Source organism: Gemmobacter sp., from assembly GCF_046292685.1.
Lineage (GTDB): Bacteria > Pseudomonadota > Alphaproteobacteria > Rhodobacterales > Rhodobacteraceae > Wagnerdoeblera.
Genome location: NZ_JBKBQM010000001.1, coordinates 43,641 through 63,716 on the forward strand (window position 1 = coordinate 43,641; position 20,076 = coordinate 63,716).

At 69.6% G+C, this 20,076-nt stretch carries 22 protein-coding genes; 15 read left to right on the forward strand and 7 right to left on the reverse strand.

Annotated elements, in window-relative coordinates; translation table 11 throughout:
- From ACK4S2_RS00155 to ACK4S2_RS00195, 9 genes are all read left to right on the forward strand, one after another.
- Positions 1 to 1,293 carry an NAD(P)/FAD-dependent oxidoreductase gene (locus tag ACK4S2_RS00155; protein WP_409619032.1) on the forward strand — a complete coding sequence of 431 codons (1,293 nt, stop codon included), beginning with the start codon at positions 1 to 3 and terminating at the stop codon, positions 1,291 to 1,293.
- Positions 1,290 to 2,042 carry a DUF1365 domain-containing protein gene (locus tag ACK4S2_RS00160; protein WP_409619035.1) on the forward strand — a complete coding sequence of 251 codons (753 nt, stop codon included), beginning with the start codon at positions 1,290 to 1,292 and terminating at the stop codon, positions 2,040 to 2,042. The genes ACK4S2_RS00155 and ACK4S2_RS00160 overlap by 4 nt, the downstream gene beginning before the upstream one ends.
- 26 nt (positions 2,043 to 2,068) lie before the next feature.
- On the forward strand, positions 2,069 to 3,295 hold the full coding sequence (locus ACK4S2_RS00165) for an MFS transporter (protein ID WP_409619298.1): 1,227 nt from the start codon (positions 2,069 to 2,071) through the stop codon (positions 3,293 to 3,295).
- Positions 3,292 to 3,852, forward strand: a complete 561-nt coding sequence (locus ACK4S2_RS00170) for a DUF3833 domain-containing protein (protein ID WP_409619038.1) — start codon at positions 3,292 to 3,294, stop codon at positions 3,850 to 3,852. Before ACK4S2_RS00165 ends, ACK4S2_RS00170 begins: the two co-directional genes overlap by 4 nt.
- Entirely contained in the window at positions 3,849 to 4,586 is a 738-nt protein-coding gene (locus ACK4S2_RS00175; protein ID WP_409619041.1) for an SDR family NAD(P)-dependent oxidoreductase, read from the forward strand. Before ACK4S2_RS00170 ends, ACK4S2_RS00175 begins: the two co-directional genes overlap by 4 nt.
- Before the next feature lie 105 nt (positions 4,587 to 4,691).
- Entirely contained in the window at positions 4,692 to 5,231 is a 540-nt protein-coding gene (locus tag ACK4S2_RS00180; RefSeq protein WP_409619300.1) for an RNA polymerase sigma factor, read from the forward strand.
- Complete coding sequence (locus ACK4S2_RS00185) at positions 5,228 to 7,171, forward strand: vWA domain-containing protein (RefSeq protein ID WP_409619043.1); 1,944 nt, start codon at positions 5,228 to 5,230, stop codon at positions 7,169 to 7,171. Before ACK4S2_RS00180 ends, ACK4S2_RS00185 begins: the two co-directional genes overlap by 4 nt.
- A gap of 59 nt (positions 7,172 to 7,230) precedes the next feature.
- Positions 7,231 to 8,022, forward strand: coding sequence for an SDR family NAD(P)-dependent oxidoreductase (locus ACK4S2_RS00190; RefSeq protein ID WP_409619046.1), 792 nt, complete (start codon positions 7,231 to 7,233; stop codon positions 8,020 to 8,022).
- A complete protein-coding gene (locus ACK4S2_RS00195; protein WP_409619049.1) occupies positions 8,015 to 8,362 on the forward strand; it encodes a dihydroneopterin aldolase in 348 nt (115 codons plus the stop codon). Before ACK4S2_RS00190 ends, ACK4S2_RS00195 begins: the two co-directional genes overlap by 8 nt.
- A 4-nt stretch (positions 8,363 to 8,366) precedes the next feature.
- On the opposite strand, the gene ACK4S2_RS00200 is transcribed toward ACK4S2_RS00195, so the two are convergent.
- From ACK4S2_RS00200 to ACK4S2_RS00210, 3 genes are read right to left on the reverse strand one after another with little or no spacing between them, the layout of a single operon-like run.
- Complete coding sequence (locus tag ACK4S2_RS00200; RefSeq protein WP_409619052.1) at positions 8,367 to 9,539, reverse strand: M20 aminoacylase family protein; 1,173 nt, start codon at positions 9,537 to 9,539, stop codon at positions 8,367 to 8,369.
- Positions 9,540 to 9,599: 60 nt separating this feature from the next.
- Complete coding sequence (locus ACK4S2_RS00205) at positions 9,600 to 10,817, reverse strand: glycosyltransferase (protein WP_409619055.1); 1,218 nt, start codon at positions 10,815 to 10,817, stop codon at positions 9,600 to 9,602.
- Between the two features lie 24 nt (positions 10,818 to 10,841).
- Positions 10,842 to 11,435, reverse strand: coding sequence for a LysE family translocator (locus ACK4S2_RS00210; RefSeq protein WP_409619057.1), 594 nt, complete (start codon positions 11,433 to 11,435; stop codon positions 10,842 to 10,844).
- Between the two features lie 76 nt (positions 11,436 to 11,511).
- Between ACK4S2_RS00210 and ACK4S2_RS00215 the strand changes: the two genes are divergently transcribed.
- On the forward strand, positions 11,512 to 12,276 hold the full coding sequence (locus tag ACK4S2_RS00215; protein WP_409619060.1) for a glycerophosphodiester phosphodiesterase family protein: 765 nt from the start codon (positions 11,512 to 11,514) through the stop codon (positions 12,274 to 12,276).
- Between the two features lie 8 nt (positions 12,277 to 12,284).
- Here ACK4S2_RS00215 and ACK4S2_RS00220 read toward each other — a convergent pair whose 3' ends face one another.
- Entirely contained in the window at positions 12,285 to 12,635 is a 351-nt protein-coding gene (locus tag ACK4S2_RS00220; protein WP_409619063.1) for a hypothetical protein, read from the reverse strand.
- 209 nt (positions 12,636 to 12,844) lie between these two features.
- On the opposite strand from ACK4S2_RS00220, the gene ACK4S2_RS00225 reads away from it, so the two are divergent.
- Positions 12,845 to 13,831, forward strand: a complete 987-nt coding sequence (locus ACK4S2_RS00225; RefSeq protein WP_409619067.1) for a glutathione S-transferase family protein — start codon at positions 12,845 to 12,847, stop codon at positions 13,829 to 13,831.
- On the opposite strand, the gene ACK4S2_RS00230 is transcribed toward ACK4S2_RS00225, so the two are convergent.
- On the reverse strand, positions 13,794 to 14,198 hold the full coding sequence (locus ACK4S2_RS00230; RefSeq protein WP_409619070.1) for a hypothetical protein: 405 nt from the start codon (positions 14,196 to 14,198) through the stop codon (positions 13,794 to 13,796). The genes ACK4S2_RS00225 and ACK4S2_RS00230 overlap by 38 nt on opposite strands.
- Before the next feature lie 218 nt (positions 14,199 to 14,416).
- Between ACK4S2_RS00230 and cbiB the strand changes: the two genes are divergently transcribed.
- From cbiB to ACK4S2_RS00250, 4 genes are read left to right on the forward strand one after another with little or no spacing between them, the layout of a single operon-like run.
- Positions 14,417 to 15,331 carry an adenosylcobinamide-phosphate synthase CbiB gene (gene cbiB / locus ACK4S2_RS00235; RefSeq protein ID WP_409619073.1) on the forward strand — a complete coding sequence of 305 codons (915 nt, stop codon included), beginning with the start codon at positions 14,417 to 14,419 and terminating at the stop codon, positions 15,329 to 15,331.
- 59 nt (positions 15,332 to 15,390) lie between these two features.
- Complete coding sequence (locus ACK4S2_RS00240; protein ID WP_409619076.1) at positions 15,391 to 16,554, forward strand: lytic murein transglycosylase; 1,164 nt, start codon at positions 15,391 to 15,393, stop codon at positions 16,552 to 16,554.
- On the forward strand, positions 16,554 to 17,465 hold the full coding sequence (locus ACK4S2_RS00245; RefSeq protein WP_409619077.1) for a glycosyltransferase family 2 protein: 912 nt from the start codon (positions 16,554 to 16,556) through the stop codon (positions 17,463 to 17,465). Before ACK4S2_RS00240 ends, ACK4S2_RS00245 begins: the two co-directional genes overlap by 1 nt.
- Positions 17,466 to 17,525: 60 nt before the next feature.
- Positions 17,526 to 18,215: a GntR family transcriptional regulator gene (locus ACK4S2_RS00250; RefSeq protein WP_409619080.1), complete on the forward strand. Its 690-nt coding sequence runs from the start codon at positions 17,526 to 17,528 to the stop codon at positions 18,213 to 18,215.
- Here ACK4S2_RS00250 and ACK4S2_RS00255 read toward each other — a convergent pair.
- Complete coding sequence (locus tag ACK4S2_RS00255; RefSeq protein WP_409619083.1) at positions 18,184 to 19,125, reverse strand: NADP-dependent oxidoreductase; 942 nt, start codon at positions 19,123 to 19,125, stop codon at positions 18,184 to 18,186. The two genes, ACK4S2_RS00250 and ACK4S2_RS00255, sit on opposite strands and share 32 nt — an antisense overlap.
- A gap of 44 nt (positions 19,126 to 19,169) precedes the next feature.
- Positions 19,170 to 20,057, reverse strand: coding sequence for a LysR family transcriptional regulator (locus tag ACK4S2_RS00260; RefSeq protein ID WP_409619086.1), 888 nt, complete (start codon positions 20,055 to 20,057; stop codon positions 19,170 to 19,172).
- Positions 20,058 to 20,076 lie beyond the last annotated feature (19 nt).

Genomic DNA, 20,076 nt, shown 5'->3' on the forward strand with positions numbered 1-20,076 from the left:
ATGCCCTTTGAGACACCGAACGCCGCCCCCCGCCGCATCGCCGTGATCGGGGGTGGCATTTCCGGCATGAGCGCCGCGCACATGCTGTCGCGCGGCAACTCGGTCGTGCTGTTCGAGGCCGAGGGGCGCCTGGGTGGCCATGCCCGCACCATCATCGCAGGCAAGCGCGGCGATCAGCCGGTGGATACCGGGTTCATCGTGTTCAACCGGGTGAACTATCCGCATCTGGTGCGTCTGTTCGAAAGCCTCGACGTGCCGATCGCCGACAGCGACATGAGCTTTGCCGCCAGCATCGACGGCGGCCGCATCGAATACGGGCTGCGCACGCTGAACGCCGTGTTCGCCCAGCGGCGCAACCTGGTGCGCCCGGCCTATCTGCGCATGATGCGCGATATCCTGACTTTCAACGCCCGGGCCGAGGCCGTGGCCGACGACCCGCAGATGACCATCCGCGAGTTCCTTGCCCGGCTGGGCACCGGGCCGTGGTTCCGCGATTACTACATCCTGCCGCTGTCGGGGGCGATCTGGTCGACCCCCACGCAAGGGATCCTGGATTTTCCGGCGCAGGCGATGATCCGGTTTTTCCGCAACCATGCGCTGCTGTCCACCAGCGGGCAGCACCAGTGGTATACCGTGCGCGGCGGGTCGATCCAGTATGTGACCCGACTGCGCAATGCGATGGTGCAGGCGGGGGTCGATATCCGGCTGGCCGCACCGGTGGTCGGGGTGCAGCGCGTGCCGGGCGGCGTGCTGGTGCGGGCGAAGGGCGGCGAGTGGGAACCCTTCGACGACGTGGTGTTCGGCACCCATTCCGACGACACGCTGGCCCTGCTGGCCGATGCCAGCCCCGCCGAACGCGCCGCCCTGGGGGCGGTGAAATACCAGCCGAACGAAGCCGTGCTGCATTGCGATGCCTCGGTCATGCCGAAACGGCGGCTGACCTGGGCCAGCTGGAACTATACCGAAGCCGCCGGCAAGACCGCCGACCGGATCGACCTGACCTACTGGATGAACTCGCTGCAACCGATCCCCAAGGACGACCCGCTGTTCGTCACGCTGAACGCCACGCAGCCGATCCGGCAGGATCTGATCTACGATACCGCCACCTTCCGCCACCCGGTCTATGATCTGGCGGCTCTGGCGGCGCAGGAACAGGTGCGGGCGATGAACGGCACCCGCAACACCTGGTTCTGCGGCGCCTGGATGAAGAACGGCTTTCACGAAGACGGCATCGCCAGCGCGGTTGATGTGGTCACGGCCCTGGTGACGCGCGAGGAACGGGTGGCGGCATGACCGTGCAGCATCTGGTCGGCGAAACGTTCCACGGCCGGAAGGGGGCGGTCGACAACCGCTTTCGCTATGGCGTGGACTACCTGCTGATCGACCCCGACAACCCCGGCCCGCTGCCGCGGCTGTTTTCGCGCAACCGCCGCAATCTGCTGCAACTTTCCGACGCCGATCACGGCGGCGCGCCGGGCCGGGGCCGCGGCACCGCCTGGGTGCGCGAGGTGCTGGCCGCCCACGGCCTGCCCGGCGCGGACCGCATCCTGCTCTTGGGGCAACCCCGGGTGCTGGGCCATGTGTTCAACCCGGTGTCGTTCTGGCTGTGCCACGACGCGACCGGCGCCTTGCGCGTGGCAATTGCCGAGGTTAGCAACACCTTCGGCGACCGGCACAGCTACCTATGCCACAACGACGACCTGTCGCCCATCACCCGGACCGACCACATCAAGGCGAGGAAGATCTTTCACGTCTCGCCGTTCCAGCCGGTCGAGGGGCAATACACCTTTCGCTTCGACATCCGGCCCGACCGTGTCGGGGTCTGGATCGATTACGAGACAGCGAAAGGCGGGCTATACGCCACGCTGACCGGCACGCTGCAACCGCTGACCAATCGCGGCATCCTGCGCGCCTGCCTGCGCCGGCCGTTCGGGTCGCGCCGGGTGCTGGCGCTGATCCACTGGCAGGCGCTGAAGCTGTTCCTGAAGGGCGCCAAATACCGCACCCGCATCGCTCCGCCGGCCGAGGAGGTGTCGCGGTGACCTATGCCTTGCCGCAAGACCGGGCGATGCCGCGCGGGGGCCTGGCCCCTTGGGCGCTGTTTTCCGGGCTGATCGCGGCGGCGGGGCTGCCGATCTACATTCACGCGCCCAAGGTCTATGCCGACGATTACGGGGTGCCCCTGGCCAGCCTGGGGGCAGCGCTGTTCGGCCTGCGTCTGCTGGATGTGGTGCAGGATCCGCTGCTGGGTTGGCTGGCGGAACGCACCCGGGCACGGCGCGGATGGATGGTGGCCGGCGCGGTGGCGCTGCTGGCGCTCAGCATGCTTGGGCTGTTTGCGGTGGTGCCCCCCGTCGCGCCGCTTGTTTGGTTCGCGTTGATGCTGACGGGGCTGTTTTCCGCCTTTTCGTTCCTGACCATCGCCTTTTATGCCGAAGGCGTGGCCAAGGCCGGCCGCATGGGCCCCGGCGGCCACCTGCGGTTGGCCGGCTGGCGCGAAACCGGGGCGCTGGTCGGCGTGTCGCTGGCGGCGGTGGCGCCGGTTGCCCTGGCCGGCGTGACGAATGCGCCCTTTGCCGGGTTTGCCTTGGGCTTTGCCGGCCTCGCGGTGTTGGCCGCCTGGGCCATGCGCAACGAATGGACCGGGGGCGGTGCCGCACCCACCGGCGGGCTGCGCCCGGTGTTGGCCGACCCGCTGGCCCGTCGGCTGCTGCTGATCGCGCTGGTGAATGCGGCGCCGGTTGCGGTGACCTCCACCCTGTTCCTGTTCTTTGTCGAAAGCCGCCTTGGCGCGCCGGGGTGGGAGGGGCCGCTGCTGCTGCTGTTCTTCCTTTCTGCCGCCGCCTCGGCCCCGGGCTGGACGCGGCTTGCCGCCCGCTTCGGCGAAAAGCGCGTGCTTCTGGCGGCGATGATGCTGGCCATTGTCACCTTTGCCTTTGCGGCCACGCTGGGCCGCGGCGACACGCTGGCCTTTGCGCTGATCTGCCTTGGCTCGGGCGCGGCGATGGGCGCGGACCTGACGCTGTTGCCCGCGCTGTTCGCCCGCCTGATGAGCGTGATTGCCCCGCAGGCGGCCGCGGGTTTCGGCCTGTGGTCGTTCGTGTCCAAGTTCGCGCTGGCCTTTGCGGCCGTCACGCTGCTGCCCTTGCTGCAGGCGGCAGGCTTTGCCGGGCCGGCCAGCCCGGACAGCGCCTTGCGCCTGCTTTCCACCCTTTACGCCCTTGTCCCCTGCGCGCTGAAGCTGATCGCCGTTGCGCTTCTTCTCGCCACCCCTGTGACGGAGGAAACCCCATGACCCCCACGCTAGCCCTGTTCCTGGGCTTCATCCTTGCGCTGGCGCTGATGGCCGCCCGCAGCCGGTTCGCCGGCTTCCTGTCGCAACGCCCCGAACACTTTCGCGGCAAGGGTCCGGTGCTGGACCTGCGCCGCCACCTGTCGGGCCCGATCCTGTGCGAAGGCGTGATCTACGGGCCGCTGGGCCGCGTGACCTCGCGTTTTGTCGCCGACATGCACGCTACCTGGGACGGATCGACCGGCACCATGACCGAGGATTTCCGCTATGACAGCGGATCGGTTCAGCACCGCGTCTGGACCCTGCGTGTGGGCAACGATGGCGTGGTGCATGCAACCGCGCCCGACGTCGAAGGCGAAGGAACCGGGCGGCTGGAAGGGCCCGCGCTGCGGCTGGACTATCGCATCCGCCTGCCCGAAGACGCCGGCGGCCACGTGCTGAACGTGACCGACTGGATGTATCTGATGGAAAACGGCACCATCATGAACCGCAGCCAGTTCCGAAAGTTCGGCATCAAGGTTGCCGAGCTGGTCGCCACCATGCGCCCGGTCGCGGCATGAGAGCCTGGGCCGGCAAGCGTTATTGGCTGGTGGGCGCCTCCGAAGGGTTGGGGCGGGCGCTGGCGCAGCGCATGGCGGCGGCGGGGGTGGATCTGGTGCTGTCGGCCCGCAATGCCGACCGGCTGGCCGAGGTGGCCGCCGCACTGCCGCGCAGCGCGCAGGTGGTGCCGCTGGATGTGGGCGACAGCGCCTCGGTCCGGGCGGCGGCGGCCGAGGTCGGCCCAGTCGATGGCGTGGTATGGCTGGCCGGGGTCTACTGGCCCATGACGGCAGCGGGCTGGAACCCCGATCAGGCCGAGGCGATGTGCGACATCAACCTGACCGGCTGCGCACGTGTGTTGGGGCAGGTGGTGCCCGGCATGGTGGCGCGCGGGGCGGGGCATGTCGTCATTACCGGGTCGCTGGCGGGGTTTCGCGGCCTGCCCGGTTCGGTCGGCTATGCCGCCTCCAAGGCCGGCTGCATGATGCTGGCCGAAAGCCTGCATGCCGACCTGCGCGGCACCGGGGTGTTGGTCCAGCAGGTCAACCCCGGCTTCATCCGCACCCGGCTGACCGCGCAGAACAGCTTCGACATGCCCTTCATCATGGAACCCGACGAAGCCGCACGGCGCATGTTCGAACACATGGGCACCGACCGTTTCAAGGTCAGCTTTCCGACCGGCTTTTCGCTGCTGTTCCGGCTGGGGCAGATGCTGCCCGACTGGGCCTGGTATCCGCTGTTTCCGCGCCGTTAAGGCGGGGGCGGGCGCGCGCCGGCGTGACTGCGCGCAACGGAATGACATATCTTGTCACTGCGCCAAGGATTGCAGGGCGGCGCGCGTTCCAGCATCGTGATGCGCATGGAAACCTCGGACGAAGCCCTTGCCCTTGCGGCCGCCCAAGGCGACCGGGCGGCCTTTGCCGCGCTGGTCTCGCGGCATTACGACCGCTTGCTCGGCTTTGCCTGGCGCCTGACCGGCACCCGCGCCGAGGCCGAGGATCTGGCGCAGGACATCTGCATCGCCTTGCCGCGCAAGCTGGCCGGCTGGCGGGCCGAGGCGCGGTTCACCACCTGGCTTTACCGGGTGGCGGTGAACGCGGCCCATGACCGCCGGCGCCGGCAGGCGGTGCGCGACCGTGCGGCCGCCGGCTGGGGCGACTGGGAACAGGCCCGGCAGGATGCGATGGCCGAGGATCGCGCCGCGCAGGATTGGCTGACACAGGCAATGGCACGCCTGCCCGAGGACTTGCGCGATACCGTGGCGATCGTGCTGGGCGAAGGGTTGACGCAGGCGCAGGCGGCCGAGGTGCTGGGCCTGTCCGAAGGCACCGTTGCCTGGCGCATGTCCGAAGTGAAGCGCCGCCTGCGGGCCGTGGCGGCAGAGGAGGCCAAGGCATGACCGCGCCCGACGATCTGGACCGCCTGCGCGATGCGCTGCAAGGGGGCGCCCCCCCGCCCGACCCGGCGGCCCGCGCCGAAGCCTTGCGCCGCGCGATGGAAAGTTTCGATGCGCGCCAAGACCTCGGCCGCGCCGTGCGTCAAGGCAGGAGCCGCTCGAAAGGGGCGGGAACCCTGGCCGGAGTGCGTGACATGCTGAACCGTCTGACCTCTCGTGCGGCGCTGGCCGCAACATCTTCGCTGGCTGTGGTGGCGATCGGTGCCTTTCTGGTGACGCGCCCACAGGCGCCGGCACCCGAAGCACCTCCGGTGGCCGCAACGGCGCCTGTGCCGGCACCAACGCCTGCCCCGGCACCAACGCCTGCCCCGGCTGCGCAACCGGCGGCCAAGGCAGCGCCCGAGGCCACGGCGCCCTTGCCGCCGCCGATGGCCGCGGCACCGATGGCGACCCTGTCCGACAACGCAGCTGTCGCCGGCGCTGCGGCCGTCGCCTCGATGCCGGCAGCCGATGCCGCGCGCCTTGCAGCGCCCGCGCCGGAACCGGGGGGCGACCGCTTTGCCGCCTTTGACCCGAACCCTCTCAAGGTCACCGCCGAGGCGCCGGTTTCGACCTTTTCGGTCGATGTCGATACGGCCTCGTGGCCCTGGGTGCGGGCATCGCTGAACCTGGGGCAGTTGCCGGACCCGGCCGCCGTGCGGCTGGAGGAGATGGTGAACTACTTCCCCTATGCCTATCCCGCCCCCGAGGCCGGCGCCGCACCGTTCCGCCCCGACATCGCGGTCATGCCGACGCCCTGGAACAGCGGCACCCGGCTGGTTCGGATTGCGTTGCAGGGGCGCCTGCCCGAACCCGTGACCCGCCCGCCGGTCAACCTCGTGTTTCTCATCGATACCTCGGGGTCGATGGCGGGGCCCGACCGGCTGGGCTTGCTGAAATACGCCTTCCGTCAGTTGCTGGGGCAACTGGGCGATGCCGACAAGGTGGCGATCGTTGCCTATGCCGGCAGCGCGGGCGAAGTGCTGGCCCCGACGCCTGCAACGGACCGGGCCACGATCCTGGCCGCGCTGGACAGCCTGAAGGCCGGCGGCAGCACCGCCGGCGGTGCAGGGCTGGATCTTGCTTATCGCCTGGCCGAGCGCATGGGCGGCAAGGGTGCGGTCAACCGGGTGGTGCTGGCCACCGATGGCGATTTCAACGTCGGCCCTTCGGACCCGGCCGCCCTGGCGGCCTATGTCGCGGAAAAACGCCAGAGCGGCATCTACCTTTCGGTCCTGGGCTTCGGGCGCGGCAATCTGGACGATGCCGTCATGCAGGCGCTGGCGCAGAACGGCAACGGCGTGGCCGCCTACATCGATACCGCCGCCGAGGCGCGCAAGGTGCTGGCCGATCAGGCCGGGGCCGCGCTGTTCCCGATTGCGAACGACGTCAAGGTGCAGGTCGAATGGAACCCGGCCGTGGTCGCCGAATACCGCCTGCTGGGCTACGAAACCCGGGGCCTCGCGCGCGAGGACTTTGCCGACGACAAGGTCGATGCCGGCGACATCGGCGCAGGCCATCAGGTGACGGCGCTTTACGAAATCACGCCGGTCGGCAGCCCCGCGCGGCTGACCGACCCGCTGCGCTATGGCACGCCCCCCGCAGGCGGGCCGCAGGACGAAGCCGGCTGGCTCAGGCTGCGCTACAAGGCCCCCGGCGAAACCGTCAGCGCGCTGATCGAGGCGCCGATCCCGGCCGATGTTGCCGACGCCGACGAAGACGCGCGCTTTGCCGCCGCCATCGCCGGCTTTGCGCAACTGCTGACCGGGGGCCGCTATCTGCAAGGCTGGACCTGGGATGAGGCGATTGCCCTGGCCGACGGGGCAAAGGGAACCGATCCCTTCGGCTACCGCGCCGAAGCCGTGCGCGTGATGCAGGTCGCGCGCGGGCTGGCGGTTCGCTAGGGATTTCCCTTTTGCGTGCGGCGCCCTAGATCGGTCGGCATTACCCCGGAGGATGCGCCATGCCCGACCGCTCGCCTGCCCCCCCTGCCGCGCTGGTCACCGGCGCAGCGCGTCGCCTTGGCGCGGCGATGGTGCGGCGGCTGGTGGCCGAAGGCTTTCGCGTGGCGCTGCATTGCAACGCCTCGCGCGACGAGGCGGATGCACTGGCGGCCGAACTGCGCGCGGGCGGCGGGGTGTGCGAAGTGGTGACCGGCGATCTGGCACACCGGGCCGAGGTCGAGGCGGTATGGGAGGCGGCGGTCGAGCGGGTCGGCCCCATCCGCCTGCTTGTCAACAATGCCTCGCTGTTTCGCAACGACGACATCATCGGTGCGGCCGAGGCCGATCTGGATGCGCATATGGCCGTCAACCTCAAGGCCCCCCTGTGGCTGACCGAGCGGCTGGCCAGCCAGCGCGACCTGCCGCCCGGGGCGCTGGTCGTGAACATGCTGGACAACAAGTGCTTTGCGCTGAACCCGGATTTCTTCACCTATACCCTGTCGAAAACCGCGCTGCACACCGCCACCACGATGTGCGCCATGCGGTTCGGCGGGCACCCGAGGGTGTGCGGCATCGCGCCCTCGATCACGCTGATTTCCGGCAAGCAAAGCCAGGAAAACTTCGAAAAGTCCGCCCGCATCAACCCGCTGGGGCGGCGCGTGACCCCGGACGATATCTGCGATGCGCTGATGCTGTTGTGGCGCGACCCGTCGCAGAACGGGCAGGTACTGGTGCTGGACGGCGGGCAGGTGCTTTGGCGGCTGGACCGCGACGTGGCGTTTCTGGTGAAGGAAGGGCTGGCCGATGGCTGAGTTTCTGGTCGAGGTGCACGAGCAGGAGGTGGCCATGGTCATCGGCCTGCACGACTTCGAAAAGGTCGCACCGCAAAGGGTGGTGATCTCGGTGCAGGTGCTGACGGCGGATGTGGCAGGCGATGCGGCGGGCTATGTCGATTACGATGCCATCGTCGGGCATATCCGCGCCCGCGCCGGCACCACCATCGAAACGCAAGAGGAACTGGTGCGCGGCATCCACGCCTTCGTGACCGGCCTGCCGCATGTGCAGGCCGCGCGGGTATCCTCGCGCAAGCCCGACATCTTTGCCGATTGTGCCTGGGTCGGCGTCAGCTACCCCGCCCGACCCATCGTCTGACCGCTCAGCCCGCAGCCAGCGGCAGGCGCTTTTCCACCACCCGCGCCAGGATCGAGGCGCCGACCGGCAGCACATCGGGGTCCAGCACGAAACCCGGGTTGTGCAGCGGCACGGTGCCGGCATGGCCCACGCGGCAATAGGCGCCCGGCACCACCTTCAGCATGTCGGCGAAATCCTCGGACCCGGTCGCGGGTTCCTCGGCGTCGCTGACGGCGTCATCGCCCACGATATCGCGCGCCGCGTCGAGGTAGGCGTCGGACAGCGCGGCATCGTTCACCAGCACGTCGAAGGCATTGCGCAGATCCACGGTGATTTCCACCCCGTGCGCCAGGGCATAGCCCGCGCAGATTTCCCGCATCCGCCGCGCGGCCATGTCGTAGACCGAGTCCTTGAAATACCGGATCGTGCCGGCCAGCGTGGCGGTTTCGGGCACCACGTTGTAGGCCGACCCGGTGTGCAACTGCGTGACCGACAGCACCAGCGTATCCAGCGGGTGCAGGTTACGGCTGTGGATGGTCTGAAGCTCTCCCACCAGCGATGCGGCGGCAACCAGCGGGTCGCGCCCGTTGTGCGGTTGCGCGGCATGGGCGCCCCGCCCCTTGATGGTGATGTCGAAAAACGCGGCCCCCGCCATTGCCGCGCCCTTGCAGATGCCGAAGGTGCCGGGCTGGCCGTTCGGGGAATTGTGCATCCCGTAGACCTCGTCGCACGGGAACCGCTCGAACAGGCCTTCGGCGATCATTCGGCGGGCGCCGCCCAGGCCTTCTTCGGCGGGCTGAAAGATCAGCACGGCGGTGCCGTCGAAGTCGCGGGTTTCGGCCAGGTGTTTGGCGGCGCCCAGCAGCATGGTGGTATGGGCATCGTGCCCGCAGGCGTGCATCTTGCCCGGCACGGTCGAGGCATGGGGCAGGCCCGTCGCCTCGGTGATCGGCAGCGCGTCCATGTCGGCGCGCAGGCCGATGCGCCGGTTGCCGCGCCCCTTGCCGCGGACCAGACCCACCACGCCGGTGCCGCCGATGCCTTCGTGCACCTCGTCCACGCCCCAGGCGCGCAGTTGCGCGGCCACGATGGCGGCGGTGCGCGTTTCCTCGAACCCCAGTTCGGGGTGGGCGTGCAGATCCTTGTAGATCGCGGTCAGCTCCGGGGCGATGGCGGCAACGGACGGCAGGATGGGCATGGCGGGCTCCGGTAATGGCGGGGGCATGCTGGCGCGCCCGGCCGGGATGTGCAAGCGCTGTCAGCCGTCGCTGCGGGCAAACAGCGCGGCCAGCGCGGCGGCGCTGGCGGTGATGTCGTGGCGGGCCAGAACGCGGGCGCGCCCGGCATCGCCCATCGCGGCCAGCCGGTCGGGCGGGGTGGCGGCCAGCGCCACCATGCCGTCGGCCAGCGCATCCGCATCGCCGGCCGGCAGCAGCCAGCCGGTTTGACCCGGCACCACCAGTTCCGGCACCCCGGCGATGGCGGTGGCCAGCACCGGGCGACCGGCGGCCATCGCCTCCATCACCACCATCGGCAAGCCCTCGGCAAAGCTGGGCAGCACAAGCGCATGGGCCGCGGCCAGTTCGGCGCGCACCCCCGCCTCGTCCAGCCAGCCGGTCAGGTGGACCCGATCGGCCAGGGCATGGCGCGCGATCTCGGCCTCGATCGCGCCGCGCAGTTCGCCATCGCCCACCAGCGTCAGGTGCAGGTCGGGCGCGCGCGGGGCGGCCAGCGCCAGCGCCTGCACCAGCAGCAGCATGCCCTTCTGTTCCGAAAAGCGCCCGATGGCGACCAGGCGGCCGGTGCCGGGCGGCAAAGGGGCGGGCTTGGCAAAGCGCAAAGGCTCGATCCCGCAGGGCACGACGTGCAGGCGCGGCCAGTCGGCCGCATCGGTCCAGCGCATCAGCTGGCTGCGGCCGAAGCTGGAAATTGCCACGGTGAATGCGGCCTGCCGGGCCTTGAGCCCCAGCGCCAGGGCGCGGGGGGCGTCGAACTCCTCAGGGCCATGCACGGTGAAGCTGTAGGGAATGCCGGACAGCACCCCGGCCAGCATGGCGACGGTGGCCGAGTTGGTGCCGAAATGCGCGTGGATGTGGTCGGCGCCGCCGATCCGGCCCGCAACCACGGCGGCCTCGGCCAGATAGATCAGGTGCCGCAAGGGCCCGCCGGTGCCCGGCACGCCGCCGCGCCCCGCGCGCCCACAGGCCCAGGCCAGCCGCAACGCCCGGGCCATACGCAGGGGGTGGCGCAAACCGGCCCGCAGCAAAGCGGCGCCCAGCGCCACGGGCCCCTGATCCAGCACGCGAAAGGTGCGCGCGGCCTCGGCCCTGTCGTCCGGGTCCACCAGCGGGGCGGCATCGGCGCGCATGGCCAGCCGTTGCACCTCGTGCCCTGCGGCCTCCAGCGCGCGGATCTCGCGGCGGATGAAGCTGTGCGAGGGGCGCGGATAGGTGTTGACGATATAGGCCAGCTTCATGGCGCCTCCGGGCAGGATGCGCCCTTATAGCCCGAGCACGGGGTAAAGCGACAGCACCAGTGCCGCCGCCATGCCGCGGTTGAACCAGCGCAGCGGCACCGGGTTGGCCAGCCAGCGGCGCAAGGCAACGCCCAGCACCGCCCAGGCCGACACGCAAGGCAGGTTCACCGCCCCGAACACCGCCGCCACCAGCAGCACCGTCGCCACATCCTGCCCGGGCGCATAGACGGCAACCGAGGTCAGCGCCATCGCCCAGGCCTTGGGGTTGACCCACTGGAAGCCCGCCGCCTGAAGAAAGCTCAGCGGCCTGCCGGCGGCGCCGCCTTCGGCCGACGGGGCGGCATCGGCGATCTTCCAGGCCAGCCACAGCATGTAGACGACCGACACGCCTTGCAACGCCACCCGCGCCGGTGGCCAGGCGGTGAACAGGCCCACCAGCCCCAACCCCACCAGCACGATCATCACCGTAAAGCCCATGCCAATGCCCAGCATGTGCGGCAAGGTCCGGCGGAACCCGAAGTTCACCCCCGACGCCAGCAGCATCATGTTGTTCGGCCCCGGCGAGGCCGAGGTGGCAAAGGCATAGACGGCAAGGGCGATCAGCGACTCGGCGTTCATCGCGCTCTTGGTGCCTTGCGTGGGCGGCAAAGGCCAGCCCCCTCGACACAAGGCGGACAATCGGCAAGATGGGGGCATGGCCCGCACCCTGCACCCGTTCCTGAACCACCCAAGCCCCACCGCCTTTGCCCATCGCGGCGGCAGCCTGGAGGCCGAGGAAAACACCATGCCGGCCTTCGAACACGCGGTGCGGCTCGGATACAGCCATGTCGAAATCGACGTGCACCTGACCGCCGATGGTGCCGTGGCGATCCACCACGACGCAACCTTGCAACGCATGTTCGGGGTCGATCGCGCGGTGGCCGATATGACGGTCGCTGACCTTGCGGGTATCCGCACGCAAGGCGGGGCGACCGTTCCCTTGCTGGCCGACCTGTTGCACAGCTTTCCACGTCTGTGCGTGAACATCGAGGCCAAGTCGGATGCCGTGGTCGGCCCGCTGGCCGAAGTGATACGGCGGGCGGATGCGCTGGACAGGGTCTGCATCGGGTCGTTCGCGCCGGCCCGCACGGCGGCGGCGCGGGCCGCGCTGGGTCCGGGGTTGTGCTGGTCGCCGGCGCATGCCGGGGTGGCGCGGCTTTGGGCCTGCGGTTGGGGGCTGCCGCTGCCTTGCGACTTTCCGGTGGTGCAGGTTCCGGTGGCCTGGCGCGGCATCCCCGTGGTCACCGCGCGCGTGGTCCGCGCGGCCCATGCCCGCGGCATCCTCGTGCAGGTCTGGACGGTGGACGACGAAGCCGAAATGACCCGCCTGCTGGACATGGGGGTGGATGCCCTGATGACCGACCGCCCGACGTTGCTGAAAGCCGTGCTGCAACGGCGCGGTCAGTGGCCCGGGGGCTGAAGGCTGCGTTATTGCCGCGGCAACAGGCCGGCAGGTTGCTCGACCTCGATTTCATAGTCCAGCGCGGCGCGGTCCAGCGCCGGCGTGGCGCGCTTGAAGGTGCAGATCAGTTCGCCGTCCTGCACCTCGACCGCCTGGATCAGGCAGGTCAGCATCATGCGCGCGCCTTCGTGAATCTCCACGAACCCGCGCAGGTGCGAAATCCGGTCGGCATCCACGGCAAAGCCGTCGTCCCACAGGCGCCGGATGGGAAACACCGCATCGCCCAGGTGCAAGGCCAGCCGCCGGCTGCGGGCGGACGACCGCTTGCGGGCCCGTTCCAGCCCTTCGCGCACTTCGGCAGGCAGATGTTCCAGCATGGAGGTTCCCCGTGATCCTGCCCTTCGACGTTGGGGCAGGCTTGCCGTTTTTCAAGTCAAATCCATGACATGCCAGAGACTTTTCGTGAAACTGCCCTTGCGGACACGCCGATTGTGCGGATTCGCAGGGTGGTCTGCGCCTCAGGCCCGGCTAGGCGCGCCGCGGACAAGCGCCTAGGTAACCTGCAACAGCAAAGGGGATCGGCGCGATGGGACAGTTGGTGAACGGGGTCTGGGACCCGGCCTGGTACGATACCGCCGCCACCGGCGGGCGATTCGAACGCACGGTAACCCGGTTTCGCAACTGGATCACCCCTGACGGCGGGCCGGGCCCGGACGGCGCCCGCGGGTTCAAGGCCGAAGCGGGGCGCTATCACCTTTATGTCTCCTACGCCTGCCCCTGGGCGCATCGCACGCTGATCTTCCGCACGCTCAAGGGGCTGCAAGGGCTGATCGACGTGTCGGTCGTGCACCCCGACATGCTGGCCGATGGCTGGACCTTTGCCACCGATTTCCCCGGCACCACCGGCGACAGGCTGCACGGCGCAGCCTTTCTGCGCGACGTTTATACCCGCGCCGTGCCCGACGTATCCGGCCGTGTCACCGTGCCCGTGCTGTGGGACAAGGCCACGGACACCATCGTGTCGAACGAAAGCGCCGAAATCATCCGCATGTTCAATTCGGCCTTCGACCATCTGACCGGCAACACCGCCGACTTCTGGCCCGAGTCGCTGCGCCCCGAAATCGACGCGGTGAACGACCGGGTCTATCACGGTTTCAACAACGGGGTGTATCGCGCCGGCTTTGCCACCAGCCAGGCCGCCTATGACGAGGCGGTGGCCGAAGTCTTTGCCACGCTGGACTGGCTGGAAGATCGTCTGGGCCGCGAACCTTTCCTGGTGGGCGGCGTCGTGACCGAGGCGGACTGGCGTCTGTTCACCACGCTGGTGCGCTTCGATACGGTCTATCACGGCCATTTCAAGTGCAACCGGGCCCGGCTGGTGGATTACCCGAACCTCTGGGCCTATACCCGGGCGCTCTGGCAGGTGCCGGGGGTGGCCGAAACCGTGCGGCAGGACCATATCGTGCAGCACTATCACTACAGCCACGATACGATCAATCCGTACCGGATCGTTCCCATCGGGCCGCACCCCGATTTCAGTGCACCGCATTCGCGCCCGGTGCCGCGCTTCTGACCGGGACAGGGCGGTTGCCGTGGTTGTCCACCCGCGCCGCCAGATCGGCGGGCTTGGCAGACGTGCCCGGGATCGTGCAGGCATTGCTGCACAACTGAAAGATCGAACCGTCGTGGAACATGCCGGTTGCGGTCACGACGATGATCTTTGCTTCGGGCTGGCGATAGCCGGCGTAAACCGGCACCGACGGCACCTTGCCATCGGCCAGATCGAGGCTGAGCACGATGACCCGGAACGCTTCGGCATCCATCAAGGCGATGGCCGTGCGGTTTGTCGATGCCAGGCGCACGGTCCAGCCCTGCCCGCCCGGCGCGGCAGCCCAGCTTCGGGCCCTGTCGGGATCGGCTTCGACGATCAGCACCTGCACCTTGCACCCTCGACCACACACCGGACAACACCTGCCCGCGCCGATGCGGGCGCCGCTGCCGGCCGAAAGCCGAAGGGTTTTTTGCACCCCGCTGCGATTTTCCGGTTGGATTTCAGCAAGATACAACCCATGCGCGACCAGCGCGGCCTTATCTCTCGCTCTGGACCTTGCCGCCCGGGTCGTCGATAAGCGGGCTTCGGAACACCGGAGCCGGAACCATGTCTGCCACCTTGCTGATTCCCGCCCTGCTGCTTGATGCGGCCTTTGGCGAACCGCGCTGGCTCTGGTCGCGCTGGCCGCATCCGGCGGTGCTGATGGGGCGGGCCGTGGCGGCGCTGGATTCGGCGTGGAACCACGGCCCGTCCCGGCGCCTGCGCGGGGTGGCCGCGGTGGCGGTTCTGGTGGCGGGCGCAGGTGCCCTGGGGCTGGGGCTCTCGTCGCTGCCCGGCGGGCCGGTGTGGGAAATCCTGCTGGCGGCGGTGCTGCTGGCGCAGCGCTCGCTGGCCGACCATGTGCAGGCAGTTGCCGATGCGCTGCGCCTGTCGCTGGCCGACGGGCGGCTGATGGTGGCGCGCATCGTCGGGCGCGATACGGCCGCGATGGACGAAGCCGCCGTCGCCCGCGCCGCCATCGAAAGCGCGGCCGAGAACCTGTCGGATGGCGTGGTCGCCCCGGCCTTCTGGTTTCTGGTGGCGGGTCTGCCGGGCATCCTGATCTACAAGGCCATCAACACCGCCGACAGCATGATCGGCCACCGCACACCACGGCACGAACAGTTCGGCTGGGCCGCGGCGCGGCTGGACGATGTGTTGAACCTGATCCCCGCGCGGCTGTCCGCGTTGCTGATCGCCGCTGCCGCCTGGCGGCCCGATGCCGCCGCCATCGTGCTGCGCGATGCGCCGCGGCACCGCTCGCCCAACGCCGGCTGGCCCGAGGCGGCGATGGCCGTGGCGCTGGGGGTGGCCGTGTCGGGCCCGCGCAGCTATGGCGGGGTGATGACCGACCAGCCCTTTGTGCACCCCGAAGGTCGCCGCGATGCCGGGCCGGCCGACATCGACGCCGCCGTGCGGCTGCTGTGGCGCGTCTGGGCGCTGATGCTGGCGCTGGTGGCGGTTGCCGCGGTTCTGGCCTGACTTGGCCCTTTTCCTGACGGGCAGGGCCGTTAAGCTGGCCGAAGTTCAGGAGTAGTCAGATGCGCCTTGCCTTGCCTGTGGCCCTTTGCCTTGCCGCGCCTGCCCTGGCCGATGTGCCCTGCGGTGGCCCCTTTCCCGCCTGGCTGGACGGGATCAGGGCCGAGGCCGTGGCGCAGGGTCACGCGCCGGACCAGGTGGCCCGGTTCTTTCGCACCGCCACCATCGACCCCAAGGTGCTGGCGGCAGACCGGGCCCAAGGCGTGTTCCGCAAGACCTTCACCGAATTCGCAGGCAGCCTCATCAGCAAGAACCGCCGCGAGACGGCCGCCGCCAAGAGCCGCGCGCACAAGGCGCTGTTCGACCGGGCCGAGGCGGAATACGGCGTCTCGCGCGGGGTTCTGCTGGCTTTCTGGGGGTTCGAAACCGATTTCGGCGGGTATCAGGGCAATTTCAACACGCTGAACGCGCTGCTCACGCTGGCGCACGATTGCCGCCGCCCCGGCCTGTTCCGCCCGCAGGTGCTGGCCACGCTGACGCTGTGGGAACGGGGCGAATTCGACCCCGCCACCACCACCGGCGCCTGGGCGGGGGAAATCGGCATGGTGCAAATGCTGCCGGCCGATATCGCAGCCCGCGGGGTCGATGGCGACGGCGACGGCAAGGTGCTGCTGAAAACCTCGGTCCCTGATGCCATCCTGTCGGGCGCGCGGATGCTGCGCGATCTGGGGTGGCGCGCGGGGCAGCCCTGGTTGCAGGAGGTGGTGCTGCCTGAAACGCTCGACTGGTCGCTGACCGGGGTGGACAAGGCCCTGCCGGGCGCCGAGTGGGCGGCACTGGGGGTCAGGGCGCGCAACGGGCAGCTCGCGGATCTTCCGGGTTCCATCCTGTTGCCGCAAGGGCGCAAGGGGCCGGCCTTCATCGCCTGGCCGAATTTCCATGTGCTGTTCGAATGGAACAAGAGCTTCGTCTACGTCACGACCGCCGCCTATTTTGCCACGCTGATCGAAGGTGCGCCGCCGTTCGACCCCGGCCGCCCCGAACCGGGGCTGGACCCCGAGCAGATAAAGGCCTTGCAAGCCAAACTCAGGGCGCGGGGGCATGACGTGGGCAAGGTGGATGGCATCCTGGGCGCGCTGACGCGGGTTGCCGTGCAAAAGGAACAGGCCCGCCTTGGCCTGCCCGCAGATGCCTGGCCCACGGCGGCGCTGCTGGGGCGGCTGTGATGGCGCGGGCACCGCGTTGGGGCGTGGCCACCACGGTGCAGGCCAGCCCGGCCCAGGTGGCCGCCTTTGCCGCCCACTACCTTGACCTTGGCGCGCATCGCATCTGGCTCCATTTCGACAACCCCGACGACCCGGCCGCCGACCTTCTTGCCGGGCGGGACGGCATCACCGTGACCCGCTGCGATGCCGCCTACTGGCAGGAGCTTTGCGGCAAGCGGCCCGATACCCATCAGGAACGCCAGATCAAGAACGTCACCCGCATCCTGCGCAAGGCACGGCTGGACTGGATCGGGCATTTCGACGTCGACGAATTCCTGCTGGCCGCCGTGCCGGTGGCCGAGGCGCTGGCCGACCTGCCCGCAGACCGCCTGATCCTGCGCGTCGAACCGTGGGAGGCGCTGCACGACCCTGCCTTGCCCGACGACATCTTCACCGCCCGCGCCTTTCGCCGCCAGCTGCCCGACGAATCCGCACATCTGGCCAGCCGGCTTTACGGCCGTTTCGGCCCGCTGCTGGACCGGGGGATGCTGTCGCACACGGTGGGCAAATGCTTTTTCCGCACCGGCGTCAAGGACATGGTCGGCCGCATCCACGGGGCGCGCATCCGGGGCGAGCCGGTGTTCGGCGGGCGGTTCCACCCCGATCTGGCCTTGCTGCATTTCCACGCGCAGGATCCGCTGTCGTGGAAGGGCCGGCTGGCCTATCGCCTGGAACGCGGCGCCTATCAGTATCGGCCCGACATGCAGCGCTGGCTGCTGGGGGCGACGCCCGACCAGGTCGATGCCTTCTACACCGCGATCCAGACCGCGCGGCCCGACCTGCTGCGCGACCTTGCAGCCCAAGGCCTGCTGCGCGAGGCCGATCTGGGGTTGCGGGCCAAGGTGGCGGCGCGTTTCCCGGACCTCGGCTGATCCTCTTGCGCCGCGGGCCCTCGCAAGGGCACTGTGCAAGGCACAGAAACCGGAGCCGCCATGACCCTTGCCGAAACCGCCCATGCCGCCTTGCGCCGCGACATCGTCTCGGGTGCGCTGGCACCGGGCATGCCCTTGCGGATGTCCCTGCTGTGCGACCGTTACGGCATGGGCATGTCGCCGGTGCGCGAGGCGCTGAACCGGCTGCACTCCGAAGGGCTGGTTGTCGCGCTGCCCCTGCGCGGCTTCATCGTGGCCCCCGTTTCGGCCGCGGACGTGACCGATACCACCGACACCCGCATCCTGATCGAATCCGAGGCGCTGCGCCGGTCGATCGCGGCGGGCAGGCCCGACTGGGCCGCCGGCGTGCGCGATACGCTGGCCGCGCTGCTGGAGGCCGCCGGGACCGAGGCCGATGCGCTGGAACGCCTGCACCACGCCTTTCACCGCGCGCTGGTGGCCGGCTGCGGGTCGCCGCGGCTGATGGACCTGTTCGAGCGGCTCTATTCCGAATCCGAACGCTACCGTTATCACGCCCTGACGGTCGAGGCCCGCGAAGGCAGCCGGGACCTGGCGGCCGAACATCGCGCCATCGCGCAGGCTGCCCTGGCGCGCGATACTTCGGGGGCGCTTGCGGCGCTGGAAACGCATTACCGGCGCACCGAAACCGTGCTGAAGGCGCGCCTGCCCGAACCGGCCCCGACCCCGCGCCGGCGCGTCAGGGCCGCAGGATCAACCGCCCCCGCGTAACCTCGCCTGCCGCCAGGCGGCGCTGCGCCTCGGCGGCCTGATCCAGCGGCAGCGCACCGGCGATCTGGGGGCGCAGGATGCCGCGCGCTGCCAGGCCCAGAACCTCGGCCACCGCTTGCGGATCGTCGGCGATCATCGCCCGGGTGACCCGAACGCCATGTTCGGCGCCGCGATCCGTGATCGGCGCCGCGGTCAGCCAGACCAGATGCCCGCCCTTGCGCAGCAGCGGATAGCAGGCATCGTGCACCGCCCCGCCCATCAGGTCGAACACCACGTCCTGCGGCGGAACGTCGGCCGGCCAGGGCCGGTCATATGCGATGGCGCGATGCGCCCCCAGCGATCGGACATAATCCATGTTTTCCGCCCGACAGGTCGCCGTCACCTCGGCGCCCAGATGCGCGCAAAGCTGCACCATCAGCCCGCCCACCGCCCCGGCGCCCGATTGCACCAGAACCCGCTGGCCGGGCTGCACCTGCGCGGTGCGCATCACCGCGATCCAGGCCGAAAGCCCGGAATTGATCAGCGCCGCCGCTTCGTCGAAGCGGACCGCATCCGGCAAGGGCAGGCACAGACGGGCATCGGCCGCGATGTGGCTGGCATAGGTGCCGGCCTGCCCGGCCGGCGGGGCCATCACCGCCACCCGGTCACCGGGGGCAAACCCCGAAACGCCGTCGCCGCAGGCCTCGACAACGCCGGCACCATCGCGGCCCGGAGTCTTGGGAAAGGTCAGGCTGAAATGCGCCGCCAGCAGGCCGGCCCGCAACTTCCAGTCCAGCGGCGCCACGCCGGCCGCGTGCAGGCGCACCAGAACCTGCCCGGGGCCGGGTTGGGGCATGGGCCGAGGCCCCACCGATATCACCTCGGGGCCGCCGTGGCGGTCGTAGGTTGCAGCCTGCGCGGTCCGGGTCATGGCGATCTCCTTTCGCGGCAGACTGAGCGGGGTTGCACGATCCTTCAAGCCTGAAATTGTTGCGCAAGCCCGGCAAGGATGCCCTTGAACCGTTCCAGCACCGGCGCGGCATCATCGGCCCGGTGCATCAGCGCCAGACCAAGCGACACGTTCAGCCCCTCGACATCCACGAACCGCACGCCATGCGGCGGCCGCCACATCTGGCAGGAATTGGCCACCGCCGCCCCGACCCCCGCGCTGACAAGCGCCAGGATTTCGGTTTCGGCCATCAGTTCGGCCACATAGCGCGGCGTAAAGCCGGCGGCGCGGAACCGCGCGTGCAGATCGTCGAAAAACCGCGGGCTGGCGCGGCGCTGAAACCCGACCAGCGGCATCGCGGCAAGGTCGGCCAGCGTCACGCGCTGATGCGGCCATTCCGCCGGCACCGCCAACACCGCCTTGTGCCGCACAAGGGGGGTGGCCGTCAGATCGTCGGCCGGCAGCGGGTTGTAGATCAGCGCGGCATCGAGCTGGCCTTGCCGCAGCGCGGCCAGCTGTTCGCCGGTGGGCATGGCCGCAAGCGTCAGGTCCACCTGCGGAAAGGCTGCGCGAAACGCGCGGATCGCGTCGGGCACCAACCCCTGCCACGCCACCGCCTCGATGAACCCCAGCCGCAAGGCGCCTTGCTGGCCGGCCGCGGCGGCCCGGGTGGCGGCAATCGCCCGCGCCAGATGGCCTTGCAGCCCCTTGCATTCGGCCAGGAACACCCGGCCCGCCTCGGTCAGGCGCACACCCCGCGGCAGGCGTTCGAACAGATCGACGCCCAGCTCCGCTTCCAGCAGCTTGACCTGCCGGCTGAGGGCCGGTTGCGCGATGTGCAGACGCTGCGCCGCGCGGCCGAAATGCTCGGCCTCCGCGATGGCAACAAAATAGTGAATCTGTCTCAGATCCATGCCGTTCGATAGCAAATCG